24 protein-coding genes and 1 tRNA gene are annotated in these 22570 nt (G+C 33.1%); 14 read left to right on the top strand and 11 right to left on the bottom strand.

Annotated features, from left to right (window positions below; all coding sequences use genetic code 11):
- Positions 1 to 115 precede the first annotated feature (115 nt).
- The gene (locus tag ACFSX9_RS13420) at positions 116 to 436 is read left to right on the top strand and encodes a hypothetical protein (RefSeq protein WP_379808526.1); all 321 of its coding nucleotides are present in this window, start codon (positions 116 to 118) and stop codon (positions 434 to 436) included.
- 92 nt (positions 437 to 528) lie between these two features.
- Here ACFSX9_RS13420 and ACFSX9_RS13415 read toward each other — a convergent pair whose 3' ends face one another.
- Positions 529 to 762, bottom strand: a complete 234-nt coding sequence (locus ACFSX9_RS13415) for a hypothetical protein (RefSeq protein ID WP_379808696.1) — start codon at positions 760 to 762, stop codon at positions 529 to 531.
- A gap of 63 nt (positions 763 to 825) precedes the next feature.
- Between ACFSX9_RS13415 and ACFSX9_RS13410 the strand changes: the two genes are divergently transcribed.
- Entirely contained in the window at positions 826 to 1875 is a 1050-nt protein-coding gene (locus tag ACFSX9_RS13410) for a DUF2891 domain-containing protein (protein WP_379808524.1), read from the top strand.
- 46 nt (positions 1876 to 1921) lie between these two features.
- On the top strand, positions 1922 to 3484 hold the full coding sequence (locus ACFSX9_RS13405; protein WP_379808522.1) for an NAD(P)/FAD-dependent oxidoreductase: 1563 nt from the start codon (positions 1922 to 1924) through the stop codon (positions 3482 to 3484).
- A gap of 1 nt (position 3485) precedes the next feature.
- Here the strand turns inward: ACFSX9_RS13405 and ACFSX9_RS13400 are convergent, their stop codons facing one another.
- On the bottom strand, positions 3486 to 4376 hold the full coding sequence (locus ACFSX9_RS13400) for a phospholipase A (protein WP_379808520.1): 891 nt from the start codon (positions 4374 to 4376) through the stop codon (positions 3486 to 3488).
- A 78-nt stretch (positions 4377 to 4454) separates the two neighbouring features.
- A complete protein-coding gene (locus tag ACFSX9_RS13395; RefSeq protein WP_379808518.1) occupies positions 4455 to 4901 on the bottom strand; it encodes a cold-shock protein in 447 nt (148 codons plus the stop codon).
- Between the two features lie 306 nt (positions 4902 to 5207).
- Here ACFSX9_RS13395 and idi point away from each other — a divergent pair, with 306 nt between their 5' ends.
- From idi to ACFSX9_RS13365, 6 genes are all read left to right on the top strand, one after another.
- Positions 5208 to 5735: an isopentenyl-diphosphate Delta-isomerase gene (idi, locus tag ACFSX9_RS13390; RefSeq protein WP_379808516.1), complete on the top strand. Its 528-nt coding sequence runs from the start codon at positions 5208 to 5210 to the stop codon at positions 5733 to 5735.
- A 33-nt stretch (positions 5736 to 5768) separates the two neighbouring features.
- On the top strand, positions 5769 to 6179 hold the full coding sequence (locus ACFSX9_RS13385) for a 6-pyruvoyl trahydropterin synthase family protein (protein WP_379808514.1): 411 nt from the start codon (positions 5769 to 5771) through the stop codon (positions 6177 to 6179).
- A 2-nt stretch (positions 6180 to 6181) separates the two neighbouring features.
- Positions 6182 to 6637: a peroxiredoxin gene (locus ACFSX9_RS13380; RefSeq protein ID WP_379808512.1), complete on the top strand. Its 456-nt coding sequence runs from the start codon at positions 6182 to 6184 to the stop codon at positions 6635 to 6637.
- Positions 6638 to 6771: 134 nt separating this feature from the next.
- A complete protein-coding gene (locus ACFSX9_RS13375) occupies positions 6772 to 7737 on the top strand; it encodes a type I phosphomannose isomerase catalytic subunit (RefSeq protein ID WP_379808510.1) in 966 nt (321 codons plus the stop codon).
- A 57-nt stretch (positions 7738 to 7794) separates the two neighbouring features.
- Entirely contained in the window at positions 7795 to 8064 is a 270-nt protein-coding gene (locus ACFSX9_RS13370) for a hypothetical protein (protein ID WP_322549100.1), read from the top strand.
- Positions 8065 to 8141: 77 nt separating this feature from the next.
- A tRNA-Thr gene (locus ACFSX9_RS13365) sits at positions 8142 to 8215 on the top strand.
- Positions 8216 to 8351: 136 nt separating this feature from the next.
- Here ACFSX9_RS13365 and ACFSX9_RS13360 read toward each other — a convergent pair.
- The 7 genes from ACFSX9_RS13360 to ACFSX9_RS13330 form a co-directional block, all read right to left on the bottom strand.
- On the bottom strand, positions 8352 to 9074 hold the full coding sequence (locus ACFSX9_RS13360; protein ID WP_379808508.1) for a DUF4369 domain-containing protein: 723 nt from the start codon (positions 9072 to 9074) through the stop codon (positions 8352 to 8354).
- Positions 9075 to 9161: 87 nt separating this feature from the next.
- A complete protein-coding gene (locus ACFSX9_RS13355) occupies positions 9162 to 11027 on the bottom strand; it encodes a M61 family metallopeptidase (protein WP_379808506.1) in 1866 nt (621 codons plus the stop codon).
- A 387-nt stretch (positions 11028 to 11414) separates the two neighbouring features.
- Entirely contained in the window at positions 11415 to 11696 is a 282-nt protein-coding gene (locus ACFSX9_RS13350; RefSeq protein ID WP_379808504.1) for a DUF2805 domain-containing protein, read from the bottom strand.
- Between the two features lie 139 nt (positions 11697 to 11835).
- Positions 11836 to 12438: an alpha-ketoglutarate-dependent dioxygenase AlkB family protein gene (locus ACFSX9_RS13345; protein WP_379808502.1), complete on the bottom strand. Its 603-nt coding sequence runs from the start codon at positions 12436 to 12438 to the stop codon at positions 11836 to 11838.
- Positions 12439 to 12474: 36 nt separating this feature from the next.
- Entirely contained in the window at positions 12475 to 13380 is a 906-nt protein-coding gene (locus tag ACFSX9_RS13340) for a DMT family transporter (RefSeq protein ID WP_379808500.1), read from the bottom strand.
- 212 nt (positions 13381 to 13592) lie between these two features.
- Positions 13593 to 15482: a molecular chaperone HtpG gene (htpG, locus tag ACFSX9_RS13335; protein WP_379808498.1), complete on the bottom strand. Its 1890-nt coding sequence runs from the start codon at positions 15480 to 15482 to the stop codon at positions 13593 to 13595.
- A gap of 146 nt (positions 15483 to 15628) precedes the next feature.
- Entirely contained in the window at positions 15629 to 15829 is a 201-nt protein-coding gene (locus ACFSX9_RS13330; RefSeq protein ID WP_379808496.1) for a hypothetical protein, read from the bottom strand.
- A gap of 311 nt (positions 15830 to 16140) precedes the next feature.
- On the opposite strand from ACFSX9_RS13330, the gene ACFSX9_RS13325 reads away from it, so the two are divergent.
- Genes ACFSX9_RS13325 through ACFSX9_RS13315 form a run of 3 tightly spaced genes read left to right on the top strand, consistent with a single transcriptional unit; the run spans position 16141 to position 18294 of the window.
- Positions 16141 to 16614 carry a lipocalin family protein gene (locus tag ACFSX9_RS13325; RefSeq protein ID WP_379808494.1) on the top strand — a complete coding sequence of 158 codons (474 nt, stop codon included), beginning with the start codon at positions 16141 to 16143 and terminating at the stop codon, positions 16612 to 16614.
- Positions 16615 to 16647: 33 nt separating this feature from the next.
- Complete coding sequence (locus ACFSX9_RS13320) at positions 16648 to 17343, top strand: OmpA family protein (protein WP_379808492.1); 696 nt, start codon at positions 16648 to 16650, stop codon at positions 17341 to 17343.
- Positions 17344 to 17373: 30 nt separating this feature from the next.
- The gene (locus ACFSX9_RS13315; protein ID WP_379808490.1) at positions 17374 to 18294 is read left to right on the top strand and encodes an ABC transporter ATP-binding protein; all 921 of its coding nucleotides are present in this window, start codon (positions 17374 to 17376) and stop codon (positions 18292 to 18294) included.
- A 48-nt stretch (positions 18295 to 18342) separates the two neighbouring features.
- Here the strand turns inward: ACFSX9_RS13315 and ACFSX9_RS16090 are convergent, their stop codons facing one another.
- A complete protein-coding gene (locus ACFSX9_RS16090) occupies positions 18343 to 20757 on the bottom strand; it encodes a prolyl oligopeptidase family serine peptidase (RefSeq protein ID WP_452124587.1) in 2415 nt (804 codons plus the stop codon).
- A 221-nt stretch (positions 20758 to 20978) separates the two neighbouring features.
- Between ACFSX9_RS16090 and ACFSX9_RS13305 the strand changes: the two genes are divergently transcribed.
- Both ACFSX9_RS13305 and ACFSX9_RS13300 read left to right on the top strand, forming a co-directional pair.
- Complete coding sequence (locus ACFSX9_RS13305) at positions 20979 to 21413, top strand: c-type cytochrome (protein WP_379808488.1); 435 nt, start codon at positions 20979 to 20981, stop codon at positions 21411 to 21413.
- Positions 21414 to 21550: 137 nt separating this feature from the next.
- Positions 21551 to 22558 carry a 3-oxoacyl-ACP synthase III family protein gene (locus tag ACFSX9_RS13300; protein WP_379808486.1) on the top strand — a complete coding sequence of 336 codons (1008 nt, stop codon included), beginning with the start codon at positions 21551 to 21553 and terminating at the stop codon, positions 22556 to 22558.
- Positions 22559 to 22570 lie beyond the last annotated feature (12 nt).

Raw genomic sequence — 22570 nt, 5'->3', positions numbered from 1 at the left:
AATATAAAAAATGCAAAGTTCACCGACTTTGCATTTTTTAAATATTAATTTATAATAAATTGTTTTATTAAGTAATTACTAGCCTTCCAGGTCTAAATTAGTAAAATTCATCAATATGACACTTGTAAAGAAAAGACAGCCGGTTTATATTCAAGTATTAATTAGGCTGTCTTTTTTAATTATACCTATAGTAGGTTTGTATTTCTTAGTGGTTTTCAATTACGATCCTCATGCAAGATGTGATGGAGATGAGCACCGCCACACTATGGGACCAATGTTCGGTTTTGTTGTTTATAGCGGTGTAATCGCTTTTTTATGGCTTATTGCGATGAGCTTAGAATTGATTTGGCGGCATTTTAGCAGTAACAAACTAAAATATCTATTTACTACATTGTTATTGATTTTTATAATTTTGATGCTAATCTTCTTTGTCTAAATTATATAAAATCTCACAAGTTAAGTTATAAAAAGTAGATCCAATTTTCTTTTTTATTCTTCGATGTTGGGCTGTTTCGGAGCGTCTTAGTTCTAAAAAACTTCTCCGCGATGTGGTTTTAAAATATCACGATACTTAATCATATCTTTTTCTTCTACTACAATAAAAGCGATTGCGTGCATGTCGTTTATGATTTCAAAACCAGTTTTTTCTAAAGTGATTTTCTCTTCCTCTAAATATTCGTTCAGATGCACATCATGATGTTCAGCTGTTTTAGCTGCAGCTTCGCCTCTGAAATCCCAAATTAATTTTATTTTACGCATAATTCCTTTTTTCTTACTAATATTCAAAGGTATGTTTTTAGTACATTTGAAAAAACTAAAATCAATATGAAATTTATTTTTACTTTTCTAATAATGAGTTGTGTTGCTTTTTCTCAAGAACTTAGCTTGCCACAAGTTAATCATTTGGCATCACTTCCTTTGAAATGTTTGCAACAAGAATATCCCAATAAACTGAATCAATTGTTGCTTGATGGTTCTGATTTGCAAGCGCCAAAAGCGTTACATCCCACTTTTTATGGTTGTTTTGATTGGCATTCTTCCGTTCACGGACATTGGAGTTTAGTTTATTTGCTGAATCATTTTCCAGATTTAGAAAACAGGGATCTAATCATTCAAAAGCTAAACGAAAACTTGTCAAAGGAAAATATTGAGCAAGAAATGGTTTACTTTCTAAAGCCACATGAAAAAGCTTTCGAACGGACTTATGGTTGGAATTGGCTTTTAAAACTGCAACTAGAATTAGAAAAAAGTAACGAAGAGTTTGCTCCAGTTTTGGCATCCAACTTAAAGCCTTTGACCAAACTGATTATTGATAGATATGCTGATTTTTTACCAAAGTTATTGTATCCAATTCGTGTAGGAACACATGCTAACACGGCTTTCGGATTATCTAATGCTTGGGATTATGCTATTTTTTCTAAAAATGAAGATTTGCAGAAAGTCATTCGTGAAACGGCAATTAGACTTTTTTATAACGACACCAACTGTCCTTTTAATTGGGAGCCAAGCGGTACAGATTTTCTTTCGCCGTGCATGGATGAATTAGGTTTGATGCAACGTATTTTGCGTGAAAAAGATTATATAGTTTGGCTTAAAAAGTTTGCTCCTCAGTTATTCTCTACAAAGTTTGCTTTGGAAGTAGCTCGTGTTTCAGATCGAACGGATGGTCATTTAGTGCATTTGGATGGTTTGAATTTTAGTAGAGCTTGGAATCTGTATCACTTGACTAATCAATATCCAAAACTTTTTTCACATTTAAAACCAATTGCCGATAAGCATTTCGCATTTTCATTACCTTCAATCGTTGACGGAAATTATGAAGGCGAACATTGGCTGGCTTCTTTTGCATTGCGTGCATTTGAAGAGAAAAAATAGATTCAATTGTTTACTTTTGCAAATCGTTTCATTTTAAATATAAACTATGCCTCGCGAATTTCAATTTCAAGTATCACCCGAAGTAGCTGCTAACGAAAGTTTGCTAGCACAACATGTTGCAAAATTAATTCAGGTAAGTCCGAAAGAAATTCAAAAAGTAGTCGTTTTGAAACGCTCAATTGATGCGCGTCAAAAAGCAATTAAGTTTAATATTAAAGCGAATATTTTTTTAGTAGGCGAACTTTATACGCCAACTAGTGTTGAATTGCCTGATTATCCAAATGTGGCTACCAAACAAGAAGTAATTATAGTAGGAGCAGGGCCTGCGGGATTATTTGCTGCTTTGCAATTAATAGAGTTGGGTCTAAAACCAATTCTTATCGAACGAGGTAAAGATGTGCGTGGGCGTCGTCGTGATTTAAAAGCGATTAACGTTGACGGAATCGTGGATGAAGATTCAAATTACTGTTTTGGTGAGGGCGGAGCAGGGACATATTCTGATGGGAAATTATATACCCGTTCTAAGAAACGAGGTGATGTAGATCGGATTTTAGAAATTTTTGTTGGTTTTGGGGCTACTCCAGATATTATGGTAGAAGCGCATCCGCATATTGGAACCAATAAATTACCACAAATTATGCAAGACATGCGCGAGAAAATTATTTCTTGTGGCGGTGTAGTGATGTTTGAAACGCGCGTTACGGATTTCGTCATTAAGAATAATGAAATGCAAGGTGTTGTACTCAGAAACGGCGATGTGATTTCAGCAAGTAAAGTTATTTTAGCAACCGGCCATTCTGCTCGAGATATTTATGAATTGTTGCATAGAAAAGGCGTGCATATTGAAGCAAAATCATTTGCATTAGGAGTTCGTGCTGAGCATCCACAAGAATTAATTGACCAAATTCAATATTCGTGCGATTATAGAGGAGAGTTTTTACCTCCAGCTCCATATTCCATTGTGAAACAAGTAAACGGTCGTGGAATGTATTCATTTTGTATGTGCCCAGGAGGTGTAATTGCACCTTGCGCTACAAGTCCGGGCGAAGTGGTAACAAACGGATGGTCGCCTTCTAAAAGAGACCAGCCGACCGGAAATTCCGGAATTGTGGTAGAATTAAAAATGGAAGATTTTAAGCCTTTTGAAAAATTTGGGCCGTTAGCCGGAATGGAATTTCAGAAAAGCATTGAACAAAAAGCATGGCATCTTGCGGGAGAAACTCAGAAAGCGCCAGCACAAAGAATGATTGATTTTACACAAAGTAAAGTGTCTCAGAGTATTCCGAAAACATCTTATGTTCCAGGAACTACTCCTATAGAAATGGGAGAAGTTTTTCCAGGATTTATTGCGCAGATTATGCGTGAAGGTTTTACGCAATTTGGAAAATCAATGCGCGGGTATTTAACAAACGAAGCTATTTTGCATGCGCCAGAAAGCAGAACTTCGTCTCCGGTTAGAATTCCTAGAGACGACTTTTCTTTGGAACATGTACAGATAAAAGGTTTATATCCGTGCGCGGAAGGCGCAGGTTATGCAGGTGGAATTATTTCAGCAGCTATAGACGGTGAAAAATGTGCTATCAAAATTGCAGAAATTTTAAATAAGTAAATTACCAGTTGGCAAAAGAAACGCCTAATCCTATAGTGGTTTGCTGGTGATTGTAATCGATCATTGTTTCGCCATAACCGCTAAAAAACTGAACGTGACCTCTTAAGTGTCCTTTTATTGGGAAGACATAATTTAATTGTATACTTCCGCCTTCAAATTGATTAAAAGGATGTGTGGCAATTGCATAGAACTCACTACGATTGTAGCTGTAATTGATATTTACTTCACCATTTCCAACATACTTCGTAATATTAGGATTTTCATCGTCGTCGTCAGCACTTCTAATCCACGGATTTAAAGTGATAATCCAATCATCGATTTGATAACCTACGTGAAATATAATTCGGTTCCAACTTCTAGATAAAGGCACATCACGACCATTGGATTGGTGATTCATTGCCATTCCAACCGATTTGAATTCACCACCAAATACTCTTAATTTCACGGGGTATCTTAAGATGATTTCAGGTTCGTAATTGATTTCTCTAAAAGCTCTGGATGTTTTTTTATTGTACACTTGCCAGTGTGCTTTTTGAGTATAACCTACCCAAACATCACCTTTTCCTCTTAAAATTCCTTGCAAAACCTTTACTTTAAAACTCAATTGAAATTTAGCTTCAATCGGATTAAAGTCTTCCCCTTCCGGTACTTCGTAATCGGGATTTTCACTAGTTGGTCGTTCATTTGCTTTACTCGTAACTCTTCCTGCGGTAACATATATAGGTTTGTAAGAAACCAACCTAAAAGTTCCTTTTTTATGCAGGGTGTCTAATTCCCAGTTTTGCGTATATGTTTTTTTAATAATGTCTAAAGTGTCTTTTTTAAAGTCTTGTGCAGTTGCATTTTGAACTATAAAAAAATATAAAAGGGAAACAATAAGGGGTTTGTTCATGGTTGTATTTTCCGAAATAATGTAATAAAAAAAATCGCAGCTTAAAAAAACTGCGATTTAATAAGATATGTTGTGAGTTTATATTTTCTTAACGTTCACGGCATTCATTCCTTTAGCACCTCTTTCTAAGTCATAGGTAACTAAATTTCCTTCTTTTACATCATCAATTAAACCACTGATGTGTACAAAGTATTTTTCGCCCGTTTCCACTTCCTTAATAAAACCGAAACCTTTAGAGTCGTTGAAAAAGTCAATAGTTCCTCTTCTTTCTACTGGAGCTTCATCTGATTCTGTTCTTCTAGATACATTGATTTCAATGCTGTCTACGTCAACAATAATCTTTTTAGATGGATCTGGTGGTGTATTAGTCAAATGACCATTTTCATCTACATACACATAGATGTCTTCACCAGATAATTTAGGATTTGCTTTTCTAGCTTCCTTTTTTTCTAGTTTCTCTTTTTTCTTCTTAGCTCTAAGTTTTTCTTGTTCTTTTTTGTTAAAAGTTTCTTGCGGTCTAGCCATTAAATATAAACGTAATTAAAATTAATATTTGTTTTAAAGTATAAAGGTACATCCTACTTGTGTCTTAAATTAAAAATTTATAAAGTACTTTGATTCAAAGTATTGCACGAGTATAATATTATCAATATCTATAATGCAAAGATAGTTTAAATTTTGCTTAGTTGTTTCAAATTGGTCATTTACTTTTTAGAATCCTTTTTTTAGGTGGTTTAGCCTAAATTCAACATAAGTTAAACTTTTCACAAACGCTAAAACAGTTTCTTTATCCTTTCTTTTTTCGTATTTTTGACAAGTATATAAAAAGATATGAAAGAAGAACAAGTAATTCTGGTTAACGAACATGATGAACCAATAGGCGTAATGAACAAAATGGAAGCACATGAAAAAGCGGTCTTGCATCGTGCCTTTTCAGTGTTTGTTTTGAATGATAAAAACGAAGTAATGTTGCAACAAAGAGCGCATCACAAATATCATTCTCCTTTATTATGGACTAATACCTGTTGCAGTCATCAGCGCGCAGGCGAAACTAATATCGAAGCAGGTAAACGTAGATTATCTGAAGAAATGGGTTTTGTGGTAGAACTGAAAGAATTGTTTCATTTTATTTACAAAGCGCCTTTTGATAACGGTTTAACTGAACACGAACTGGATCACGTGATGATTGGTTATTCTAATGAAACACCAATTATTAATCCAGAAGAAGTGGAAAGTTGGAAGTGGATGACCATTGAAGACATCAAAGAGGACATGCGTCAACATCCTGAATTATATACGGTTTGGTTTAAAATAATATTTGATAAATTTTATCATTATTTAGAAGACCACAAATTATAAAAGTAAATTCTAACTTCAAATTCCAAATTCAAAATGAGAGTTACCGTTTCAAGAAAAGCCCATTTTAATGCAGCACATCGTTTGTATCGCAAGGATTGGTCTATGGAAAAAAACCAAGCCATTTTCGGAAAATGCAACAACCCTAATTTTCACGGACATAATTATGATTTAACCGTTTCAGTAACTGGCGAAGTCGATAAAGAAACTGGTTATGTAATGGATACAAAAGTTTTATCGGACCTAATTAAAGAACATATTGAAGAGGCTTTTGATCATAAAAACTTAAATGAAGACGTTCCAGAATTCAAAGATTTGAATCCGACAGCCGAACATATCGCATATATTATTTGGCATAAACTACGCGTTTTGATTGATGTAACTATCGATTTAGAAGTGACTTTATATGAAACGCCACGTAATTTTGTAACCTATAAAGGCGAATAATTATGGCAATTCAAATAGGTGATTACTTACCAAATTTCAAAGCAACCCAGCAAGATGGAAATTCTTTTGATACTGTTCTAATTAAAGAAAAACCAGTTGTAATTTACTTTTATCCGAAAGATTTTACACCAGGTTGTACCACGCAAGCTTGTAGTTTTAGAGATGCTTATCAGGATTTCCAAGATTTAGGTGCCGAAGTAATTGGAGTGAGTGGCGATTCGGCAACTTCACATCAAGATTTTCAGAAAAAGCACAATTTACCGTTTATTTTACTTTCTGATTCAGATAGAAAATTGCGTAAATTATTCGGAGTTCCTACTGCATTATTCGGACTAATTCCGGGTCGTGTTACTTATGTTTTCGATGCTTCTGGAAAATGCATTTATATTTTCGACAGCATTAGTGCTAAAAATCACATTACAAAAGCGTTGCAAGTTCTAAAAAAGAGTGTTGCTTAGGACCGAATGGTTCGGGCATTATTTGGTTTCCATATTCCTGCTGTCCGTCATAGTCCCGAAAAAAAAATCGGGAGCTATTAACTCCCATCAGGGGTATTTAGCTTTTTTTTTCGCATATTTGTATTCTTATTTAAATGAAAATGAAGTTTTATCCATTAACTTTTACACCTATATTAAAAGACCGCATCTGGGGAGGGACAAAATTGAAAACCTATCTGAGTAAACCTATAGTTTCAGAAACTACAGGCGAAAGTTGGGAGATTTCAACCGTTCCTGGAGATATAAGCGTAGTTAATAATGGTGTTTTTGAAGGGAAAAACATCAACGAAATCATTTCATTGTATCCTAAAGAAATTTTAGGGAATGCAAGCATTAAACGTTTTGGTAACGAATTTCCATTGTTGTTTAAGTTTTTAGATGCTAAGGAAGATTTATCTATTCAATTGCATCCTAATGACGAATTAGCAAAAAAACGCCACAATTCCTTCGGGAAAACCGAAATGTGGTATGTAATGCAAGCCGACGAATCTTCTCGTCTAATTGTTGGCTTGAAAAAAGAAGTCACCCAATCTGAATATCTGCACTATTTAGAGAATAATAAGATAGTAGATTTATTACATGAATACCCAGCACAAAAAGGAGATGTCTTCTTTATAGAAACTGGAACCATTCATGCTATCGGAGCCGGAGTAGTTTTGGCAGAAATCCAACAAACTAGTGATATAACTTATCGAATTTATGATTGGGATCGAGTAGATGTTTCTGGAAATAAGCGAGTATTGCATACAGATTTAGCATTAGATGCTATTAATTATAAACCTGTCGATTCTAAAATAGCTTATGAAGAAGAAGCTAATAAGTCAGTCAATTTAGTAAACTGTCCTTATTTCACCACAAATATGATTGCTTTGCATGAACATTATTCGTGGAAGCGTAAAAAAGATGCTTTTACAGTTTTAATGTGTACAAACGGTCAGTTTGAATTAATTTTAAACGGTGAAATAATGCATTACAGAATGGGAGATACGATCTTAATTCCGGCATGTATCGCTGGGTTTATTCTAAAAGGTAAAGCTACCTTATTAGAAATTTCGATATAATTTGCTAAGTACAAAATATATTGTGTAATTTTGCATGGAATTTTAAAATATAAAGAAATGGCAAGCGTTAAAAACTTGAAAAAAGAAATCAACTACGTTTTAGGTGATATTGTAAACATCGTTTACATCTGGGAAATGACTAATGGAGGAAAACCTACAGAAACATCTGATATTTTAGTTGACAATATTTACGAAACTTTTGATTCTTTAATGACAAGAGCGAATCAAAAAGACGTTGAAAACAAAAAAGCACATTTTAAACAAATTCGTAAAGAATACGAAGAAGCTGCTAATCAATTTGTTGCGAAAATAAACGAATTAAACTAAAAGAAAGTTTTAAAAAAGTGCAAATAATGTTTGGAAATTAGAAATTCAATCTTATATTTGCACTCGGAATTTGAGTTGCCAGCGTAGCTCAGCTGGCTAGAGCAGCTGATTTGTAATCAGCAGGTCGTGGGTTCGAGTCCCTCCGCCGGCTCAAATGTAAAACCATCACTTAACAGTGATGGTTTTTTCGTTTCTACCAGTTTTTTGAAAATTAAATTTTTAAAAATTGGCACAAAAAAAAACTACAACTTGTGGTTGTAGTTTTTATATATTGACTAATTACATCATTATTTTTTTTCTGCTGCTTTTCTATCCTTTACATACTTTGTAAATATTTTTCCATATTTAGATTTCGCTACGTCTGGTTTTAAGCTTTTTTGAATGGTATCTAAATAAGACATGTTAATATCAGCTATTTCAGAAAGCGCTAAATAAGGCGCTACGACAGCATCTCCATGTGTCGCGGCAAAATGTGCAGTATATCTGTATTTCCTCTTTAAAAGCTTTTGGTAAGCTGTTTCAATGCTGTCTGTGACAGTTTGATTCGGTTTTAATTCGTTCTTTAATCGTTTTTCCATTAAAATTAAGTTTTCGTCATTGAAACGATTGCCTATTTCTTTGTATTCCATCCATAAATCGTGGTTTTTTGAACCCGTAATCTTTGCATCAGCAAAGAAATGCTTTAAAGTGGTTTCAATTTTAATGTTTCCTGGTTCTGCAAAAAATGGTAAACTATTGTCTATTGAATTAGTTTGTCCACGATCCAAAGATAAATACAGTATTTCTGGACTGTCTAATTTTATATGACTTTCAAATCTTGAATCGCCACTAATAATGATGCTGTCTATTAGAACGGCTACAGTGTCTTCTATTTTTTGTAGGTATAATTTACCTTGGCTTAATCCTTTTACATCACCTGTGATGTGAACGTTTGCATCTGCAACGGTTTCTTTCTTTTCGCAAGAAGCTAATACTACTACCGCAAGTAGTGCTAAACCTATTTTTTTCATTAGTTATGTGTTTTGAGTGCGCAAAGTAAATAAAAAATCCTCAAAATACTAAGTACTTTGAGGATTCTGCTAACTATTTTGCTAAGATTAACCTCTTAACCAAGCTTCTCTGACTGCTTTTTTAGCATTATCAGTAGATTGGTAGCCATCTTGTTTTTCTTTTGGCATTACTATTTTACCTTTTAAGGTTTTTTCTTTGCCGTCTCTTTTTATTTTTACAGAAATAGCTTCTCCATCTTTCCAATTCATACTTGTCATAATCATATCGTAGATGTTGTCTAAATTATAGTCTTTATCATTGATCGCTACAATGATATCGCTGTTCTTAATTCCTAAAGTGGTCATGAAAACATTTAATTCAATTTCTGGTAGAATTACAATTTCTTTTGTATTTGGGTTTACCGTGATATAAGGTTCTGTTTGTCCTTTTAAGAAAGGATTTCCAGCAATTTCAATCGTAGTTTCAGTTACACCCATTTTACCAAAATAGAATTCGTAAGGAATTGGTGTTTCGCCTGAAACGTGCTTGTTTAAAAACACACCAACTTCTGGATAGGTTAATTCAGTAATTTTGTCAAATAATTCACTGTCTTTAAATGCCTTGTTTATTCCGTATTCTTTAGATAAATCTTGCATTAAATTTAAGATTCCTCTTTTTCCATTGCTGCTTTCACGCATTTGAACGTCAATACACATCGCAATTAACGCTCCTTTTTGATATACATTTAAATATTGATCTTTGTAAGGCGCATCGAATACGTTTTTACTCATTTTAGTAAAACTCATATTATCATTCAATTGGCGCGATTGTGCGATTTTAACTGCCATTCTTTCAAAAAATTCAGTTTCGTCAATTAAACCTTGATTCACTTGAAATAAATTGGCGAAATACTCAGTAACACCTTCATACATCCATAAATGTTCTGACATTTGTGGATTGTTGAAATCAAAATTTTGAATCTCGTTAGAATGAACAGCTAATGGGGTTACAATATGAAAGAATTCGTGCGAAACCACATCTTTTAACTGTTCTTGAAGCATTTCCAAATCCATTGCTTCGGGCATTACTACCGTTGTTGATGTTGGATGTTCTAACGCACCATAGCCTTTTGCATCATTTGCCTCTACATCTGATAAGTATAATAGAATTGCATATTTTTTAGTTGAATTTATCGGACCTAAGAAACGTTTTTGAGCTTTCATCATCGTCTCCATATGAGGTGTGATTTGCGCTGCCGTGTATTTTCCTGTTGGCGAATAAACACTAATAATAATTTCCATATCATCTACCATAAACGAGGTAAAATCTGGTTTTGAATACATAATTGGCATTTCCACCAAACTAGCATATTTTGGCATAACAAATACATCAGAAGTATCGCTATCATCAGCATCTGTCATTGCAGAAACCCCTAATAAATTACCAGGATGAGTTACTGTTAATTTGTATGGTGTTTCTTCTTTTCCTTTGAAATATCCCACGAAAGCATGTGTGTTCAATAAGAAATTTACGCCTGCATTAATATTAGTTCCTGCAGGAGAAAAAACGTCATCACCTTCACCAAAACCTTCTCCGCTTTCAATATCAAAAGTATCGTTCACTAAATAGGTAACTTTTGTTAGTTTTTTTGCATCCGAAATCACATAAGAGTTTTCGTCAATTTTTGCAATTTTCAAAGTATTTCCTTTGCTATCAAATGCTTTTACATTTTCTATAAAACGACCATAGTCATCTTCTGAATAGGTTCCAGGAACTGTTTTTGGAATGTGAAAAGTAGTTGTTTCTGTTGTAAAAGCAGGAGGTAAAATAGTTACCAATACTTTATCGTCTTTTACATTTATTAAATCGATGGTTACATCAACATCATTTCTTGTTGTAGAAACTGCGTTTTGAGTTGAAGTACAACTCCATAAAAACCCTACTAATCCTAGGGAAAGAATTATTTTTCTCATTATATCTAAATTGAATTAGCTATTAGTCGAAAAACAGTACTGTTTGTTACAGTTAACGCTTAGAGATTTTATTAGGAGGAATTTATCTTTGAAGCTTAAATTTGAATCAGTCAATGCAGTTTTTTATAATATTTGTTTGTTGTATTGCTCTATTTTGAATATATGTTAGCCATAGTTCAAAGACTAGCAATCAAAGCGAAAACAATTTAAATCATTTCCTGTTTATAAAAACAAAAACTCAAAAGGAATCTTTTAAAAAGGTGTGCAAACTTCCCACAGCATCTCATTATGACTTTAAATTTGAATTTAGGCAAAATCTATGATTCTCAGTAGATAACTGGAGAAATGAAATAAAATCTTAACTCTTGCAGAGCAAGAGTTAAGATTTTATTCAAATTTATCTTTAAAGTAATATTTACTATCTAAATCGTCGTCTTCCAATTTACTGTACTTGATTGGTTTTGGTTTTGGTTTACTTGCAAGTGCTCTTTTTTTCCAAATTTCAAATTCTTTTTCGGATAGGCGTTTGTACATTAAGTCTGTAATGTCATGCTCGGTTATCCCAAATTCATTTTTTAAAACTTCAAAAGGTTTTTTTTCCTTTTGCGCCATAACAACAACTTTCTCTACTGTTTGTTGGTCTAATTCTGAAATTTTCTTGTTTTTCATCAGATGAATTCTATTTCTTTCTTTATTAAAGGTTTAACACACCAATATTACAGAAAAAATAGATTCAAAAAACATTTATCGCTTTTTTTTCGGATTTTTTATAAATTCGCTTGGTGAAAAGCTGTTTTTTGATATATTATTACAAAATAGTTCTAAACGTTAAATTTATTCGTGTTTTTTTTGGTTGGGATGTCTTCGGAATTTGATGTTTGTAATGGATTTGACTTCCTTCTTTCATCAATAATAAACTTCCATGGTTCAAATTCACTGTTATTTTTTGATTTTTATCTGAATTATGCCTTATCTGAAACTTTCTTTCTTCGCCAAAACTCACAGATGCAATTATAGGATTTTCACCTAATTCTTTCTCATTATCAGCGTGCCATCCATTACTGTCTTTCTCGTTTCGGTACAAATTAGCTAATACCGTCGTGAAGTTTTGATCAATCGTTTTTTCGACCTCTGTTTTAATATGCAAAATAGTTTCGCTCCAAGAATTTGGATGCATTGTTAAACCCGAATAGGAATAAGGCTTTCCTTCATTACCAAAAAGACATGTCAATCTTGGTTGAAGGATTTTCTTGCCAAATATCGTAATTTCATCATGCTGCCAAGGTGTCTCGTTTACTATTTTTTCGAACAGTAAATCAGCTTCTTCTTTGGAAAAGAAATTTGGATAAAATTCAAAAATAGCATCCGATAAGGGCAACGTTATTTTTTCTTTGGGAAATAAATCAAGCATAAAAAAAGCGATGTTAAACACCGCTAATTTACTACTTTATTTCTTTTTAAGATTTATATTCATGATGACTATCGCTAAAATGATTAATAAAATTCCCATCCATTGAATAAATAGCACTTGTTCCTTTAAAAGAACGTAAGCCATCATTACGGATACTGGTAATTCTAACGAAGAAACAATACTTCCTAATCCAATTCCAGTTTGAGGAAATCCAGCATTCAATAACATAGGTGGTATTATTGTTCCAAAAAGAGCTAATATGATTCCCCATTTGGCAAAAATTTCAAAGTTAAATGGCGTAACTTGAGTAATTATACCGAAAGTAAAAACGATTACCGCACCACCTAATAACATGTATAAACTTCTTTGCGCAGACGAAATGCCAAGAGCAACTTTGTTTGCTGTAAACATTGTAGTAGTGAATGAAGTTGCAGCCAATAAACCAAATAAAAGTCCTAATGGCCAATTAATTGTGTTATCATCAAAGTCGATTTTAAAGATATTAATAGCTAAAGCAGTTCCAATTAAAACTATAATTACCGAAATTATTTTTTGTAATGAAGGTGCTTTTTTGTCTAAAAACCACTCTAATAAAACACCCATCCAAACGGTTTGCATTAACATTACAATTCCGATCGATACAGGAATATATTTTACGGCTAAATAATAGAATATGCTTGTCATACCAAGCGAAGTTCCTGCTAACATCAATTGAAAAATGTTTTTAGAACTTGCTTTTATAGCGGTGTTTTTGTTTTTAATTTTTTGGAATAAGTTGATGATTAAAATCCCAGTGATTCCATAGATGAATTGGGAAGTTGTTACTTCAGCTGTCGTAAAATTTTCTTGATAGGCTAGTTTTACAAACGTGGCTAACATTCCGTAGCTGGTGGCGCCGAGTGCTACTAAAAACACTCCTTTGATCATATTGTTGTTTGACATTTTCTAAATTTTTGAGGGGCGCAAATATAGTGATTTTGGACGGAAGTAATGCAATGGTGCCAATTAGATTTTTTTCAATTAATTAAGGGTTGCATACTTTTTTTGGAGATGAATCTTCTAATGAATCGCTTGTTTTATTAGTAATCATAAAAAAAACCTGCAAGTTTTCACTTGCAGGTTTCTGATAATCTAATTTCTATTCTTGGAAAAGTCTATTTTATACTTTCAAAACTACGTTTCACGAAAGCTGTTAGTTCTTCTCCTTTTAGTAAACCTTGCGATAGTTTAGCTAAATCCAAGGCTTGTTTTACCAAGGTCGTTTTTGCTTCTTCGTTTTCAGTTGCTAAAATAGTCGTTGCTATTTCAGAATTTGTGTTTACTACTAAGTTGTACATGTCTGGGAAATTACCCATTCCAAACATTCCACCGCCACCGCCAGACGCACTCATTTCCTTCATTCTTCTCATGAATTCAGGTTGTGTGATCATAAAAGGAGCCGCTTTGCTATCCAAGTTTTCTAACTGAACTGAATATTTTTCCTTTGGAACAATAGTTTCTAAAACTGTTTTTAATTTCTCTTTTTCTTCATCTGATAATTTTGAACTCGTTTCTTCATCTTTTTGAATTAACTTGTCAATAAAATCAGCATCTACACGAGCAAAAGTTAAATTTTCATTATCCGATTCTAATTTCTGAACTAAATGCGAGATAATCGGAGAATCTAATAAAATTACTTGATAGCCTTTGTCTTTTGCTATTTCGATATAACTGTGTTGTGCTTCCTTACTAGATGCATATAAAACTACTAATTTTCCGTCTTTATCGGTTTGGTTAGGCGCTAATGCTTCTTTTAATTCGGCTAACGTGTAATATTTGTTATCGGTTGTTGGATACAAAACGAAATCAGCTGATTTCTCGTAGAATTTTGGTTCAGAAAGCATTCCGTATTCCAAAACGATTTTGATATCATTCCATTTCTTTTCGAAGTCTTCACGATTTTCGTTGATTAACGATTTTAGTTTATCTGCTACTTTTCGTGTAATGTAATTAGAGATTTTCTTTACATTTCCGTCAGCTTGCAAATAAGAGCGCGATACGTTTAATGGAATATCTGGTGAATCAATTACTCCTTTTAACATTCCTAAAAATTCAGGAACAATTCCTTCTACATTATCTGTTACATATACCTGGTTTTGATACAATTGGATTTTGTCCTTTTGCATTTGTAAATCAGCCGTAATTTTTGGGAAATATAAAATCCCTGTCAAATTGAATGGATAATCTACATTTAAGTGAATGGTGAAAAGCGGTTCTTCAAATTGCATTGGATACAATTCATGGTAAAATTTTTTGTAATCTTCATCCGTTAAATCTACTGGAAGTTTCGTCCAAGCCGGAGTTGGATTATTGATGATATTATCTACTTCAACATATTCTGTTTTATAATCCTCTGGAGCATCTTCAGGTTTTGGTAACGTTTCTTGCTTCGTTCCAAATTTAATTGGAATTGGCATGAATTTATTATATTTCGTCAACAATTCCTTAATTCTGCTTTCTTCTAAAAACTCTAAAGAATCTTCAGCGATGTGTAAAATCACTTCTGAACCTCTATCTGTTTTGTCGCTAGGAACTAATGTAAATTCCGGGCTTCCGTCGCAAGTCCAATGAGCTGCTGGCTCGTCTTTGTATGATTTTGTTATGATTTCAACTTTCGAAGCCACCATAAATGCAGAGTAGAATCCTAGTCCAAAGTGACCAATTACACCCGAGTCTTTAGCAGAATCTTTATACTTTTCTAAGAACTCTTCAGCTCCTGAAAAAGCAATTTGGTTGATGTATTTTTCCACTTCTTCTGCAGACATTCCTAAACCTTGGTCAATAATGTGCAGTTTTTTACCTTCTTTGTCAATCTTAACTTCGATTACTGGGTTGCCATAAGCTACATCAGTTTCGCCAATAGTTGTTAAATGTTTTAATTTTAAAGTAGCGTCTGTTGCATTTGACACTAATTCACGAAGAAAAATTTCGTGGTCGCTATACAAGAACTTTTTAATTAAAGGAAAGATGTTTTCTACAGAAACGTTGATTTTTCCTGATGCCATATTTTAAAATTTAAGTTAAACAATGTGATTTAATCCTAACTTCAAAAGAGAGACCAAACTATAATTGATGACAAATTGACATAAAATAAATATCCTAATTCACTTTAGTAAATTAGGATGATTTTATTACTTATAAATCTTTTTTATTAATAAGCTCTTATGTAGTAAACAAGACCTCCAGTAACATTATAAGTAATTCCTGTGAAAGAATTTGGCACAGTATCGTAAGCAGGAGTTCCGTCAAAATTATAGTGTTGGGAAATGTTAAATACTAAAGAAGTATCTAAAGCAAAAAATAAATCTCTTATTAGTTTAGAGCGAGGAATTAAGCCAATAACAACATTCATTACGTTGTCATTGCCACCTTCAGTGTTAAAAGGTTTAATTTTTTAGATTCCTCCACCAGCATGTGCAAATAAATTAATGGTTCTTTTGTTATTTATGGATAGCTTAAAAATCGAGTTCTTATATTTATTAGTATTTCGAATAGTATTCTCCAGAATGATTTTGAAAAGCCAATAAATAGTTTTTCATCTGTAAAAGTGTCGGTATTTTTATATTATTTATATTTCTTCTTACAGCATTCCCATGTGTACGTTTATTATGATTCTTTAGTATTATATTTGCAGTATTATTAGTAACTAATTTAATGAATGCTATGAAAAAAATAATTTTAATCGTTTTAGTTATTTTTGCAGTGGGTTGCAAATCTAAAGAGAAAGTAGTTGGTACCAAATTGGATAGATCAACAGAAATCGCAATAAAGGGGAATTGGGTTTTATCATCTGTTAATTACGGTGGTTCTGATTATATTAAAGTAACATCTTTCAATGTTGCTGATTCAAAATGTTTTGAAGGAAGTGAATGGTCTTTTGTTGCTAACAACAATAAAGGTCAAATGGCTTTAAATAGCGCTAACTGTACTAATTATTCTAGTAATATTACTTGGTACATCAATAAGGATGAGAATATGGTGTTGAAATTTTTAACGGAAGGTGTAAAAGCAAAACATACAAACTCTGGTTATATCTTAAGAGTCGTTTCTCAATCTAAAACTCAATTTCAATTAATTGATAAAATTGATGTAGCAGGAAAAATGACAGATGTAGTTTATCAATTTGATAAAAGATAATTAAACAAAAAACAATTTTAAAAATAAAACAATATGAAAAAGACATTCGTTTATTTAGTAGCCTTGATTTTTACATCAAGTACAATCTTAACAGGTTGTCAAGCCATTAAAAATACTAATAGCACTCAAAAAGGTGCCGTTATCGGTGCTGTTGGTGGTGGTATTTTAGGAGGTGTTCTTGGAAACAATCTAGGAAAAGGAGGAAATGGAGCTTTAGGAGCAGTTTTAGGAACTGTTGTTGGAGGAGCTGCTGGAGGTTTAATTGGAAACAAAATGGACAAACAAGCACGTGAAATTGAAGAAGCTTTACCAGGTGCTCAAGTAGAAAGAGTAGGAGAGGGAATTCGTTTAGTTTTAGGTGAAAATTCAGTAAATTTTGATTTCAATAAAGCGTCGTTAACTGCAAAAGCAAAACAAAATTTAGATAAATTAGTTCCTGTTTTGAAAAGTTATGCAGATACTGATATTAAAATCTATGGTTTTACAGATAGTAAAGGTGCTGATGATTATAATTTAAATTTATCAACTCAAAGAGCCGCTGCTGTAAAAAGTTATTTAGCAACAAAAGGTTTAGTAATGAGTAGATTTAATGCTGTGGGTATGGGAGAAGCTGAACCAATTGCTACCAATGATACGGATGCGGGTAGAGCTCAAAACAGAAGAGTTGAGTTTGCTATCGTTGCAAATGATAAAATGGTTCAAGACGCAGAAAAAGAAGCAGGTAAATAATACTTTTATACTTATACTGAGCTTAAAATAATGTTACAAGTACAAAATATACATTTTTCGTACCTCGATAAAAAAAATATTGACAACATCAGTTTTTCTTTAGAAAAGGCGAAACACCTAGCAATTATTGGCGAAAGTGGCTGTGGTAAAAGTACTTTGTTGAAATTAATTTATGGCTTATATGATTTAGATAAAGGGCTTATCTTTTGGAATGATATTCAGGTTTTAGGACCTAAATATAATTTAGTTCCAGGTATGCCCTTTATTAAATATTTAGCACAAGATTTTGATTTAATGCCTTTTATTACTGTTGCTGAAAATGTAGGAAAATATCTTTCCAACTTTTTTCCAGAAGAGAAAAGAGCTAGAATCGCAACGTTATTAGAAATTGTTGAAATGACGGAATACGCCAATGTAAAAGCCAAGTTGCTTAGCGGTGGTCAAATGCAAAGAGTAGCATTAGCAAAGGTTTTAGCTTTAGAACCGGAAATTCTATTACTTGATGAGCCTTTTAGTCATATTGATAATTTTAGAAAAAATAGCCTTCGCAGGAAATTGTTTGCTTACTTAAAAAAACAAAATATTACGTGTATTGTTGCCACACATGACAGTACTGATGTTTTAGCTTTTGCAGATGAAGTCTTAATTGTAAAAGACGGAACTATTATCGTAAGCGGTGATCCGAAAATCATTTATGAAAAGCCTGAAAATAAATATATTGCTTCTCTTTTTGGAGATGTAAATGAGTTTGTTTTTGGAGGGAATTCCCAATTGGTTTATCCGCACCAGCTTAAAGTTGTAGAAGAATCAGAATTAAAAGTGCAGATTTCGAATTCTTATTATAGAGGAAGTCACTATCTGATGGAAGCAACTTTTGAAAATCAACAATTGTTTTTTGAAAGCGAAAATAAAATCCCAATCGGCAGTTTAGTTCACCTTAAAAAAAAATAGCCCTTTAGTTTTACACTAAAGGGCTATTTTTTTTCTATTTAATCGTCCTTAATTTTTCAAGTATTTTTCTAAGAATTGATCTTGTTCCCAAAGTAAATGTAAGATATTATCTTTGGCAGCATAACCGTGCGATTCTTTCGGTAAAATAACCATTCTAACTGGAGCGCCTAAATTCTTTAAGGCTTGGAAATAACGCTCTGTTTGTAGCGTGAAGGTTCCCGGATTGTTGTCCGCTTCTCCATGTGTCAATAACAAAGGTGTTTTCATTTTGTCTGCATTCATAAAAGGCGACATTGTATTGTAAATTCCAGGCACATCCCAATAATTGCGCTGTTCACTTTGGAAACCAAAAGGAGTTAACGTTCTGTTATATGCACCACTTCTAGCAATTCCACATGCAAATAAATCAGAATGCGTTAGTAAATTAGCTGTCATAAATGCACCATAAGAATGGCCTCCAACACCAACTTTCTTGCGGTTGATATATCCTAATTTGTCTACAGCATCAATAGCTGCTGCAGCACTGGCAACCAATTGCGGAATAAACGTATCGTTTGGCTCTGTTGTTCCTTCACCTACAATTGGGAAGGATGCATTATCTAACACTGCATATCCTTTAGTTGCCCAATATATAAATGAGCCATAGCTTGGAAATGTAAAGTCATTAGAGTTCTGTGCGCTTTGACCTGCACTATTTTTGTCTTTATATTCTCTTGGGTAAGCCCAAATCAATAGTGGCAATTTCACATCTTTCTTCACTCTATCGTACCCTTCTGGTAAATATAAAGTTCCAGATAAAATCACACCGTCATTACGTTTATAAGTAATAACTTCTTTGTAGATGTTTTTTAAACCGTCAAACGGATTTTTAAATGCAGTAATCTGTGTTAATTTATTTTTCGACTTGATATTTCTAAAGTAGTAATTTGGATATTCATTTTTAGACTGAATCATTACTAAAACTTCTCCTTTTTTAATATCTTCAATTGATAGTAAATCTTCTTTTTTATCCTTCATGTTAGAAGTATACAAGCGATTTTTCTTCAAAGTATTGAAGTCCATTTCATCAATAAATGGAAACTGACCTTCTTTTGTATGTCCCGAACCAATTAAATACGCTTTGTTGTTTTCAATAGCAATTGTATAGCGACCATATTGATTTTTTTTCATTTCAAAACTCCCTGGATCTGAATAGATATCTTGCGAATTTCTGTCCTCAATTACTTTAGGTGCAATTGATAAATTAGAAGGGTTAAATAAGTATGATTTTGTATTTCTTGTATCATACCAAGAATCCATTACAATAGCATTGTTTTCATTTGCCCACATAATTCCTGCATAACGCTGTTGTGTTTTTATTAAACTTGTAGGATTGGCTTTAAATGGTGCTTCCCACAAGAAAACTTCATCTCTAAAGGCAACTGTTTTTGCCTGGTCACCTTCGTCTAAAGCTTCCACAAAATATAAAGTAGCAGGTTTGTCTGCTCTCCATCCCATATTTCTTTTACCTGTTCGTACAGATGAAAAACCTTTTGCCATAATTTCAGTTAACGGCACTTCGTTTACTACTTTAACTTCTTTACCATTTAAATCGTAAATAGTAGTTTTTTGTGGAAAACGACTTAGTGGAACAATGTATGAATATGGTTTTTGAATGGTGGTAATCATCAAATAATTTCCGTCTGGCGAAAAGCTTTCCCCAGCATAAATATCGGCACTTTTGAAAATCTTAGAAGTTCCTGAAATTGAAACTTGATGCAATTCTGAAGTTACCATCACATCAAAATTAGCTTCATCTGATTTGTTTTTTAATAAATCTTGGTACGTTCTGTTCTGCGATTTTGAACCATCACTTACCGATACAATCGGACCTTTTGGTAAGTCTGTTTTTTCGTCAATTAAAGCCGGACGATTTTTTGGCAACATTTTTACCAATAAATTTTCATTGTCTTTCATCCAGCTGTATGGACTTCCTAAATTCGCATTTAAGTCATCGGCTGTAATTTTTTTAGCTGAAGCTGTCGCTACATCAATAATCCACAATTCAACACCTTTTGTTGTAGTGTTTGTAAAGGCGATTTTCTTTTCGTTTGGTGACCAAGAAACGTTTGTAATTAATGCGTTGTTTGGTAAGCCAGACACTTGAATTGGTTCTTTGTCCTTGATTTTTCTAACCTTCAAGTTGTTAATGTAAGTAACCGTGCTTGAAATATTAGTAATTGGGTTGATGCGTAAACCACCTAAACGCATTTCTTCCTGACTTAAATCTTCAAGCGTTTTGTACGTATTTCGGTAACTTAATAGCATAAAATCTTTTTTAGAGTCCATGCTCACTGATGGCGCTCTTTCAAAATCTGCTAACGCTAAAATTTCAGCAGAAGGCTTCTGATACGTTATGTTTTCTTGCGCAAAAGCAAAACAACCGAACATCAAAAGAAATAGAAATGTTTGTTTTTTGATCATAGTTTAAAGTGCATAAAATTAAAGCACCTAAAGTACATTTTATATTAACATCGAAAAAATGGATTACTGTTAATTATTTCGTAAAGTCAGATTCGTTTATTTGCTCCTTACTATTGATTGATAGTGAGTTTGGCTATTTTTTTTAATTAAAAATGATAATTGTCATTTAATGATTTTTTATACTAGCATACTTTTGTACCATAAATGTTTAATAACTCAAAATGAAAAAATTAACCTACTTCATTGCATTCTTATCGCTTACTGCTTTTTTTCTTTCATCCTTTACTAACAAAGAATCTAAAGGATATGAAGATCGTGCTTACTTTCAAGATCTTACAAATGGTAAACTTCAGTATGAAAGACATTGTTTAATGTGTCACAAACAAAATGGTGAGGGTGTTGCTAAGAGTTTTCCTCCTTTAGCGAAGTCAGATTATTTAAATGCAGATTCAGACAGAGCCATCAGAATTGTGCTTTATGGTTTGTATGAACCAATTGTGGTTAATGGAAAACCTTACGAGAACTACATGATTCCTCATAAAGATTTATCAGACAAGGATATTGCAGATATTTTAACCTACGTCTATGAAAGTTGGGGAAATAATAAAACCAAAATAACAGTTGATATGGTTAAAAAACAACGTACAAAAAAGTAATTATTTGTGCATTTATAACATAGTGTTATTGTGTGGATTTAAAATAATATTAAAAATATAATGCTAATTTTTAAAAAATCGGCCTCTTAAATTATTAATTTCTTATTTTTGTCCTCAGAATTTAATAAATTGACACTATGTACCATTCAAAAATAACGGGATTAGGGTATTACGTTCCAGATAATGTAGTAACCAATGATGATTTGTCTAAGCTAATGGACACTAATGATGAATGGATTCAGGAAAGAACTGGAATTCAAGAGCGTCGTTATGTAATTAGAGGTGAAGACACAACTACTTCAATGGGTGTAAAAGCTGCTGCAATTGCCATTGAGCGTTCAGGAGTTGCTAAAGAAGATATTGATTTTATCATTTTTGCTACTTTAAGTCCAGATTACTATTTTCCAGGACCAGGCGTTTTAGTACAGCGCGATTTAGGTCTAAGAACCGTTGGAGCACTAGATGTTCGTAATCAATGTTCAGGATTTGTATATGCGATTTCTATTGCAGATCAATACATCAAAACTGGAATGTATAAAAACATTTTAGTAATTGGTTCGGAAGTTCAATCTACTGGATTAGACATGACAACTCGTGGAAGAGGCGTTTCAGTGATTTTTGGAGATGGAGCAGGAGCAGCCATAATTTCAAGAGAAGAAGATTTATCGAAAGGAATTTTATCGACACATTTGCATTCAGAAGGACAACACGCTGAAGAATTAGCAGTAGTTGCACCAGGAATGGGAAAACGTTGGGTAACTGATATTATTGCAGATAACGATCCAAACGATGAAAGTTACTATCCTTATATGAATGGACAATTTGTATTTAAAAATGCAGTAGTTCGTTTCAGCGAAGTAATTAATGAAGGATTACAAGCTAATAATTTAGAAGTTTCAGACATCAATATGTTGGTGCCACATCAGGCAAATTTGAGAATATCTCAATTCATCCAGAGTAAATTTAAATTGACGGATGACCAAGTGTATAACAACATTCAAAAATACGGAAACACAACCGCCGCATCTATTCCTATCGCTTTGACTGAAGCTTGGGAACAAGGAAAAATCAAATCCGGAGATCTAGTAGTTTTAGCGGCTTTTGGAAGTGGATTTACTTGGGGAAGTGTGATCATCAGATGGTAAGATAAATTTAGA

It is taken from the genome of Flavobacterium ardleyense, from assembly GCF_042686085.1.
GTDB classification, from domain to species: domain Bacteria; phylum Bacteroidota; class Bacteroidia; order Flavobacteriales; family Flavobacteriaceae; genus Flavobacterium; species Flavobacterium ardleyense.
The sequence above is the reverse complement of the archived record's forward strand: the minus strand, read 5'-3'. Positions and strand labels throughout refer to the sequence as shown.

Coding starts and splice junctions, on each gene's coding strand:
- ACFSX9_RS13395 (WP_379808518.1), bottom strand. CDS start 4,901: ATGGCTAGACCGCAAGAAACTTTTAACAAAAAAGAACAAGAAAAACTT.
- ACFSX9_RS13325 (WP_379808494.1), top strand. CDS start 16,141: ATGAAAAAAATAATTTTAATCGTTTTAGTTATTTTTGCAGTGGGTTGC.
- ACFSX9_RS13410 (WP_379808524.1), top strand. CDS start 826: ATGAAATTTATTTTTACTTTTCTAATAATGAGTTGTGTTGCTTTTTCT.
- ACFSX9_RS13345 (WP_379808502.1), bottom strand. CDS start 12,438: ATGCTTGATTTATTTCCCAAAGAAAAAATAACGTTGCCCTTATCGGAT.
- ACFSX9_RS13400 (WP_379808520.1), bottom strand. CDS start 4,376: ATGAACAAACCCCTTATTGTTTCCCTTTTATATTTTTTTATAGTTCAA.
- ACFSX9_RS13420 (WP_379808526.1), top strand. CDS start 116: ATGACACTTGTAAAGAAAAGACAGCCGGTTTATATTCAAGTATTAATT.
- ACFSX9_RS13320 (WP_379808492.1), top strand. CDS start 16,648: ATGAAAAAGACATTCGTTTATTTAGTAGCCTTGATTTTTACATCAAGT.
- ACFSX9_RS13330 (WP_379808496.1), bottom strand. CDS start 15,829: ATGAATGTTGTTATTGGCTTAATTCCTCGCTCTAAACTAATAAGAGAT.
- ACFSX9_RS16090 (WP_452124587.1), bottom strand. CDS start 20,757: ATGATCAAAAAACAAACATTTCTATTTCTTTTGATGTTCGGTTGTTTT.
- ACFSX9_RS13355 (WP_379808506.1), bottom strand. CDS start 11,027: ATGAGAAAAATAATTCTTTCCCTAGGATTAGTAGGGTTTTTATGGAGT.
- ACFSX9_RS13380 (WP_379808512.1), top strand. CDS start 6,182: ATGGCAATTCAAATAGGTGATTACTTACCAAATTTCAAAGCAACCCAG.
- ACFSX9_RS13300 (WP_379808486.1), top strand. CDS start 21,551: ATGTACCATTCAAAAATAACGGGATTAGGGTATTACGTTCCAGATAAT.
- ACFSX9_RS13375 (WP_379808510.1), top strand. CDS start 6,772: ATGAAAATGAAGTTTTATCCATTAACTTTTACACCTATATTAAAAGAC.
- ACFSX9_RS13340 (WP_379808500.1), bottom strand. CDS start 13,380: ATGTCAAACAACAATATGATCAAAGGAGTGTTTTTAGTAGCACTCGGC.
- ACFSX9_RS13360 (WP_379808508.1), bottom strand. CDS start 9,074: ATGAAAAAAATAGGTTTAGCACTACTTGCGGTAGTAGTATTAGCTTCT.
- ACFSX9_RS13350 (WP_379808504.1), bottom strand. CDS start 11,696: ATGAAAAACAAGAAAATTTCAGAATTAGACCAACAAACAGTAGAGAAA.
- ACFSX9_RS13370 (WP_322549100.1), top strand. CDS start 7,795: ATGGCAAGCGTTAAAAACTTGAAAAAAGAAATCAACTACGTTTTAGGT.
- idi (WP_379808516.1), top strand. CDS start 5,208: ATGAAAGAAGAACAAGTAATTCTGGTTAACGAACATGATGAACCAATA.
- ACFSX9_RS13385 (WP_379808514.1), top strand. CDS start 5,769: ATGAGAGTTACCGTTTCAAGAAAAGCCCATTTTAATGCAGCACATCGT.
- ACFSX9_RS13405 (WP_379808522.1), top strand. CDS start 1,922: ATGCCTCGCGAATTTCAATTTCAAGTATCACCCGAAGTAGCTGCTAAC.
- ACFSX9_RS13305 (WP_379808488.1), top strand. CDS start 20,979: ATGAAAAAATTAACCTACTTCATTGCATTCTTATCGCTTACTGCTTTT.
- htpG (WP_379808498.1), bottom strand. CDS start 15,482: ATGGCATCAGGAAAAATCAACGTTTCTGTAGAAAACATCTTTCCTTTA.
- ACFSX9_RS13315 (WP_379808490.1), top strand. CDS start 17,374: ATGTTACAAGTACAAAATATACATTTTTCGTACCTCGATAAAAAAAAT.